Origin of the sequence: Cupriavidus phytohabitans (genome assembly GCF_000426345.1) — a bacterium.
Classification (GTDB): domain Bacteria; phylum Pseudomonadota; class Gammaproteobacteria; order Burkholderiales; family Burkholderiaceae; genus Cupriavidus.
In genome coordinates this window covers 61,915-69,039 of record NZ_AUFE01000041.1, presented here as the reverse complement: position 1 = coordinate 69,039, position 7,125 = coordinate 61,915, and the positions used below count along the sequence as shown (strand labels likewise).

Sequence of the window (7,125 nt, the reverse complement as noted above, 5' to 3'; positions counted from 1 at the left end):
AACATCTGTCTGGCCTCTCACAGTTGGCCGCGAGGCAGGACTTCGGCGCCAAAATCCTCAGCGACAACTTGCACGCCCTATGCTGCCTCAGCGCCGCGCAGGAACATGAGATTGACTCGGACCGTCGTATCAACCGAACCTTCGCCATCACGGCTCTCAAACCTGTCCTGTCAGCGGCGCTGCTCGGCTTGCGCTGGGCCAAGGCTGCCCTGAATGAGACCTTGGCTTTGATCGCAACACGTGCCCATCGCGTGCGACCGGATCGCAACAAACCTCGTCCGCCTCGCCCAAAGCCTCATCGACATGCCGCTTATAAGGCTTGTTGATGCTTACAGTAACTTGGGTGGTAGTGACAAAAACTTACGTGCAAAAAGAACCAAAAACATAGACATTCGCCCGCCAAATCCCTGATTCTTAAAGGATAAGATGCACTATAGCCGTCAGGCGACGTGTCCACTTTCTCCATACATACGCACCCTTTGCATGGAATGTCGCTGTATTCTGTGCACGGAGCGAAACGACAAAAACATAACTGCAGAATCCTCTGAGTGCATTGCGAAGCAAAGCATCAAGCTCATTCCGTAGCGTGGGACAGTCGTGTCGGAACAGGTAAAACCGGGCTACGCCTTACGCATACGAACGCAAAGACCTGGAGGCCGCGGGGGCCTCCAGATTCGCTCAGGGCGCTGCGCCCGCTCAAATGGAACTGTTGCTTTGCTGACTTCGAAACCACGCTCCTTCTTCTGCCCGGCGACGTCGTCTGCCAATTCGTCGTGGCTCCTCTAGAGTCGCTATATCATCCAGAGGCCCGGGTGACAGCGAAGGAACGCTCAAGCCTGCCCCTTCTAGCGCAGAATCGAAAACCTCGCGCGCAACATCATGCTGCAGTGTTGCCCTAGCCGCGCCATCGCGGGGAATATTTTCTGGAAGTTCACCAATTGCAGCGAGCTGGTCCACAATCACCTTCTCGCTTGCCTTCTTGAGGCGCCCCCTTTGGGAAGGTTGCTTCTGCTGAGCATCGCCGTGAGTAGCTGCATAGATTCGATTCCTGAATCGCATATCGACTTCGTCCAGAACGCCGTCCGTCTCCAACACCTCATCACTCACACTCGTAGGCTCCAACATATCCAACTCCCCCGCCTCCGTAAACCAAATCAATTTATTCCCATATGGCGCAACATAGTAGTCGGTCGGGATACCTTGCCGCAATCGCATCCCGTTCTGGCTTCTATGGGCTCTATCGTAGGCCCGCAATGACTTCGAGCTATATGAAATGCCTTCCGACACAATCTTGCCCGCGCATATTGCACCTGGTCGCCGTTCGAGGAAGCGCTTGTAAATGTTCTGGGTATCCACAGGAACCTCTGCATCACCACGACGTCCTTCTTGGTTACGCACAAATATTCCCGCCGGAGTACTCCCTTTGTAATCTGCAGATATCGGCGTACGCGACACATGGCTTTGTCGGTACTGCCGCGTATTGATAATATTGACGCCAGTAGCCACGAGGACTTCAAGTGATGCCCTTGTCAGACGAGCTACCACACCCCGCTCACGCTTCCGACCATTTCCCCTGGGCCTCGTCAGCGTAATGACGCCCCCGTTCATGTGGGCCAATTCGCGGAGCACCCACCGGAGCATCGTCTTGAAATTCCCGAATCTGCCTTCGACGTGCGGCTTTCCCTCCGGGGTTCTGGGCGGTGGCGCAGCGACTCCCACCCTCATCTCCTCCGACAACATCTCGCGAATTACCTTAGAGAACCCCGGCCCACGGTCTGGGCACACAGCATCAATCCGTCCTGCAACGAACCCTGACCTATCCCCTGTGTATCCAATCTTGTTGAGCCACTCGTCCTTCGTAAGGAACGCTTTCAATATCAAATGGCGGTAGATGGTGTTATTTTCCGCCCTTCCATACCAAATCACCCAGCTAACAATGCACCCCGAATCCCTATCAACAAGAAAAGCCAAGATGGGATGTCCGGCGCTGACGTACTTGCCTTCTGGACCAAGGCATACAACCTCCACCAGCTCTAAGTGTGTGCAATCGATATCACAAACCTCTCTACCGAAAGTCACGTCAACGGAGTGCCCCCCCTTCGCGCCAGTATTGTCGATTTGCGGAGGTGGATACTTTTTATCGAGTCCCATCTCGACAATAAGCCGTTTGGCGTGGTAATGAAAAGTTTTCTTCAGCGGAATCCGACGACGCTTTGCGCGCGATGCTGCTCGCGTGGATATGCCGCCAATCTTCGTGACCACAGTTAACTGCTTTACCATTTGCTCATAGACGAAAGAAAACGACGTTTTACTTCCTCTATAGAACTCTTTCAAAGCCTTTCGAAATACTTCTAACCAATGATTCGTCACTCGACCGACGTCTTCTACGGCGACAAGCTTTCCGCCGCGAAGTTCTTCACGTCGCCGACCAACCTTTCGTCTATTCGTCTGAACCCTTGAAATACCCGGGGCTCCGCGCAAGCGGTACAACGGCATAAGACTTCTTTCCCCTCCACCGAACCAAATCCTCTGATAGAAGAGGTGACGGACAAAATCTTCGCGCACACCAGACCGTTTCGCTGCCTCCGTAACCAAAGACTCGCGCAGTCCCTCATCGGTGTATATGTCTATCAAATCAGAACCGAACCCCAAGTCGCGAGCCAACGCCCCACTTATAAGTGGAAGGATGATAGCCTGGCGGCTCGAAAGTTCTCTGTCTTCTGCCTCGGTTAATGTGACTTTCTCCTGCATGAAGCTCGGCCTCACGAAGTCCTCAACCGCACAAATTTCTGTTCCCAGGCGTATGGCTACTTCCTCATAACGCCAGCGTGCAATCCTACATTTACTCGGGACCGTGGGCTTCTTGCCCATCGGCATAACGTAAAGTAGTCCGCCACGGCGGTCAAAGTGAATAAAACGAAAATACTCCGATTGGCGTCCTTTCCACTCCAACAATGACATGACATCGAATGGGCAAACGACTGATACTTCTGTCTCAATGTTAAGCATGATGACCGCCTGCCTTTAATAGATGCAACGGGAAATCGATGCGTAGACGATGGTTATCGTCTACGGCCAGAAGTCCTGCTGCCACCGCGACTCCAAAAAATCGATATGCCTCTAGGCGAGTGCATCCCATTGCCTTGGCCACGCGTAAGACACGCTCGTCCAAGGACCAGACGGGCTCGCCTTTCTTTAATCGCCATGTGAACTCTTCCGCTTTCCCGTAATACTCGCCAACATCCGACTCGAGGCACCACGACCTAACAAGAGCCAAGTTCGTGGAGGTATGTTTTCGGCACCATGAACTGCCAATCGTTTCCCATGACGCCCCTCTTGATACGGCGTAAAGTCGCTCTCGTTCATGCCTTCTAATTACAGTGCTGTCTTCAAGAAGCCCCTCAGGCTTGACGCTAATTGCATGAAGATGCAGCTGGTGATTGTCTTTTCGCTGTAGTGTGATAACACGGTCAATCGTTGCAACTTCGGATTCCAGAAGTCTTTCGCCCCGCCCTAGTCGCCTTAATACCTTCGGCTCCAGGGACATAGGGTAATGCGACCGAACCTCAATGACGAATGGATTCATCATCAAACGGAAATCGAGGATATTTTCAAGCAGAGAATGGAACACCGTGGCTCGTCCAGTCTTCATATCGTACTCATTCCCCGCCATCGCAGTCTTGCTTCTTTCTGGGCCGTACGTTGGCTGGTACGCATTTCCATGCAGCACCCCAAACACATCTCTCTCTGGAAGTTCTACTCGAGGATTTGGCACAAAATACGCCGGGAAGCACTCAATGGAAATCACGATATTCTGCTCGCTTTTCAGTTATGCCATTCATATGATTCTGGCTTGTTTGACGCATTCGCCTCTAGCCGGGCCCCGGACATAGTTGGCGATAGAAGACATCCTGAAGGGGAAATTTATCAACGATTGGGACACAATATCTCCTCCTTCAATTCTCATATCCTTTTTTTGAAGGCAGGTGTGCCTAATCCGATTTACGATTTACCCCTCCACTTCCTAATCAACGCCAACCTCGCCTGATGACTAAGTCTTTCGGGAAACGGAATATGCGGAAGCCATGTCCGAATCCTTCTTAAACTGTGCATGTCCTTCGTTTCAGAGTATCTTTCAATCAATCCTGCCGCATTCGGCATACGATACTTTCTCTTGCTATACACGCCTGCTCCCGGGCAACCAATAAGTAGCCGTCGCTGCGTAATCCTGGGAAGCTCCGGAGCCGAAATCAGCTGCTCGTACATATGCTCGACATGAGTTGCGGTCTTACCGTCGATATGTGGACATGGAACATTCAGAATACGATGTCGCCCTTCATTCTTACCGCACCTCGGAACGCATTTCTCAAGCCATTCATTTTCATGTTCGATGAGCAGTTTTATGTCACGGTAGTGCACGATTCCATGTATTTCTGTACGCGTGGTTCCCGGGTTTTCTCTGCAGGCCTTCAGAACAACGTCCTTTACGATAGCTAGTCGTCTCCTGACCTTATCGTTCTCCACAGAGCTAGGTTCAGTTCTCTTGCTGGCTGCTTCCAGAAACGCATTCGGACCTGGAAACAATGCGCTTTGAACCAACGCATTGAGAATGGGGTTGGTGTTGAAGCTTTTTCCTCGAACACATCGCCCAAATAGGTCTCGGGAACCTGCCTTGAACCCCAAAGCGTTTGCAAACTCTGCCACACCGGTATCACGCAACACCTTTCCCATGACATATGAGTTCGCAATCCCGATGGCATTCGTCAGGCCCAATTCCCTCGCTCTACGGCGATAGGTGTTTTGCAGCTCCTCGCGGGAGAAATGTCTTAAGTGGCCATCCAGCGCACACTGGACGAACTCGGAAACTCGAATCGCTGCACCCTCGCCACTGGCTGACATCATGGGTACCGGCAACTCAAGTGGCTCGCCGCACGAGCATGATTGACCCAACGCCCGCACGGCGAAGGAGTGTTTAAACCCATTAACGCATCGCCCGCACCACTCGTGATATCTAACCTTGTGGCTTGGACAATGCAGAAGTCCCGGAAGAAGCGAGGCACGGCGCCAGATTGGGACCCTGCCCCGCTTCTCGTCCTCTACAACGCATGCCTTACATATCCGGTGGTACCCGCCAGCGACATTGTGAAATCGGGCCATGCCTGTCATATGCGCCACCGCAGGTTGGGAAGCTTCCTTGTAATGCAATCGGAGTTTCGCTCGCTGACTCTCAGTCAGATATGGCGAGAACAGAGGGAAATGCGTGTGTCCCATGAGAATCTCATCGAACGATTTCAGCTTGAGCAGTCCTGGCGCGTGACGCTCGATGGCTGCGGGGAAAAGGCGCGAAACTCGAGCGTCCGTATCCGCGTACTTCATTCGCGAACGAAACGCGAACGGCGAATTCCGATTGTCATGACTTGCGGTAGCTTCATCCAGTTCAATCGGAAGCACGACAACAGGAATCGAAATTTTTTCACCTTCGAACATGTTTATTCTTAGTAGTAATTACTCGCAGCTCATTGAACAATTGAGAGTCAATTGCGGGAAGCACGCACTCTCGCCTGGAAGGCGGTCACTGACTCCACTGCCTCTGCTACGGCGCGTGCGACGCGCTTCCAGCGGAGAGCATTTCGAAAGGACTGTTCCGTCAGACCGCTACTCACAACCAGGTGTCTCCTGCTACAACGCGTAGCAGGGATACGCGCTCGAGTCGCCTTACCGATTTCTAGGATGCGAGCTGCCAGCTTTGCATCGGCTCCGTATGGTCGACGACCGTGCCATTTTCCAACACAGGTCCACGTATGCACGCCGCTCCCGTTCTGCTGCAACCAAGCTCCATCATTGCGGTAGAGCCAACGGTGCACTTTTGGAACCTGGCTGCGAACAAAGTTCGTCGTTCGGCCTGGCCAGCGCTGCAGCGCGGCCAACCATGCCCTTCGCTGTTTTGGGCGCTCACGCTTCAAACGCAGTTCAGTGATGCCCTCTCTTAGTCCATCTCGACGAATTTGGTAATAGACGCGGTCGACGCGAATGCGCAGTAATCCCGCCGCCTGTCGAGGGCTGAAGCCCTTTTCAAGCAGTTCCCGTATCTTCTTTCCGTACGTCGTGCATCGCGAACGAGGCTTTCCGGTGCCTTTCGGAACCTGCGGTTCCTTCGTTGGCTTAGAACATTCCTCCGCTGCGCCTTTGCGGCTAGCAAACCTCGTCGACACGTCAGCATCAGCCAAGAGCATAGCGAGTAGAATCAGCAGAACTGGATGCTGACACCGCCCGGAATCCAATGCGTGCACCGTTCGACTCGCTCTTTGCACTCCAGACGCGAGACACTTTAGTCGCCCATCAAATGCGCTGTGGCTGTAGTAGGCCGCCATGGCCTCATCAAGCCGTGACGCGTATAGGCGTCCATCAGGCCTGACAAAGCTGTTCGCCATCAACATTTCCCTCAGGCTGTCACGAAACATGGCCACCGCTTCCGGTGTCTTGAGGTCCATGAGTTGGCAGCTTGTTCGCGCAAACAGACGTGCCGCGATGAAGCGCACGCGCGACGGGTACTCCAACGCTCGCCGGTCTCTACCTCCTGAGTCGTCCCTGAGCACGTTGTCATGCTTCCCACACGTCTGCACAAGCGGAAGTACATGAAATGTAAGCTGCCCATACCGCCCGAACTTGCGCAGTTCCTCCTCCTTGCAAACAGGGCAGTACTGGTGCCCGGTCCTCTCAAGTTCAATGGGAGCGTGTAGCCTCGGAAGACGTAAATGACTCGAAGGCCCTGCTATTAGTCTGTGTGCTAGCTGTTCACGTGTCTCGCAGTCACATGCCGACGAGTAGTATGGGAAAAGCGTGTTCTCAACTAAGAGCACTTCCGGCGCTCCAAGACAGCCTTTCGTAAGAGCACAAAGTCTCTCGAGGCTTACAGCCACGCTATGAATAACTGGCCCACCAATTACTGGGCCCTCACTTGCCAGACTGTGAGGACTGGCGGTATCGAGTATTAGCACGTCGCAGGCGTAGCTGCTCGCCGTCTCATTAGGGATGAGCGGTGGAAGGAAGGGTGTCATTTGCTTTCACCTTTTTCGTGCCTAGATTCAGAGCCGCCGCCATCAACTGTTGGACAGATTCTCATGT

At 53.2% G+C, this 7,125-nt stretch carries 4 protein-coding genes and 1 pseudogene; 1 reads left to right on the top strand and 4 read right to left on the bottom strand.

Going from position 1 to position 7,125, the window contains the following annotated elements:
- A pseudogene (locus tag K309_RS43090) lies at positions 1 to 326 on the top strand (IS4 family transposase); the annotation flags it as partial.
- A 370-nt stretch (positions 327 to 696) separates the two neighbouring features.
- On the opposite strand, the gene K309_RS41900 reads toward K309_RS43090, so the two are convergent.
- The 4 genes from K309_RS41900 to K309_RS44075 all read right to left on the bottom strand — a co-directional run bounded on the left by K309_RS41900 (position 697) and on the right by K309_RS44075 (position 7,058).
- Positions 697 to 3,009 (bottom strand): TnsB C-terminal domain-containing protein, encoded by a 2,313-nt coding sequence (locus K309_RS41900; protein ID WP_156914445.1) that lies wholly within the window; start codon positions 3,007 to 3,009, stop codon positions 697 to 699.
- Positions 3,002 to 3,808 (bottom strand): PDDEXK family nuclease, encoded by an 807-nt coding sequence (locus tag K309_RS41895; RefSeq protein WP_156914444.1) that lies wholly within the window; start codon positions 3,806 to 3,808, stop codon positions 3,002 to 3,004. Before K309_RS41895 ends, K309_RS41900 begins: the two co-directional genes overlap by 8 nt.
- A gap of 194 nt (positions 3,809 to 4,002) precedes the next feature.
- On the bottom strand, positions 4,003 to 5,487 hold the full coding sequence (locus tag K309_RS41890) for a hypothetical protein (protein ID WP_156914443.1): 1,485 nt from the start codon (positions 5,485 to 5,487) through the stop codon (positions 4,003 to 4,005).
- Between the two features lie 47 nt (positions 5,488 to 5,534).
- Positions 5,535 to 7,058 (bottom strand): TnsD family Tn7-like transposition protein, encoded by a 1,524-nt coding sequence (locus tag K309_RS44075; protein ID WP_084402525.1) that lies wholly within the window; start codon positions 7,056 to 7,058, stop codon positions 5,535 to 5,537.
- Positions 7,059 to 7,125: the final 67 nt, after the last annotated feature.

Coding starts and splice junctions, on each gene's coding strand:
- K309_RS41900 (WP_156914445.1), bottom strand. CDS start 3,009: ATGCTTAACATTGAGACAGAAGTATCAGTCGTTTGCCCATTCGATGTC.
- K309_RS41890 (WP_156914443.1), bottom strand. CDS start 5,487: ATGTTCGAAGGTGAAAAAATTTCGATTCCTGTTGTCGTGCTTCCGATT.
- K309_RS44075 (WP_084402525.1), bottom strand. CDS start 7,058: ATGACACCCTTCCTTCCACCGCTCATCCCTAATGAGACGGCGAGCAGC.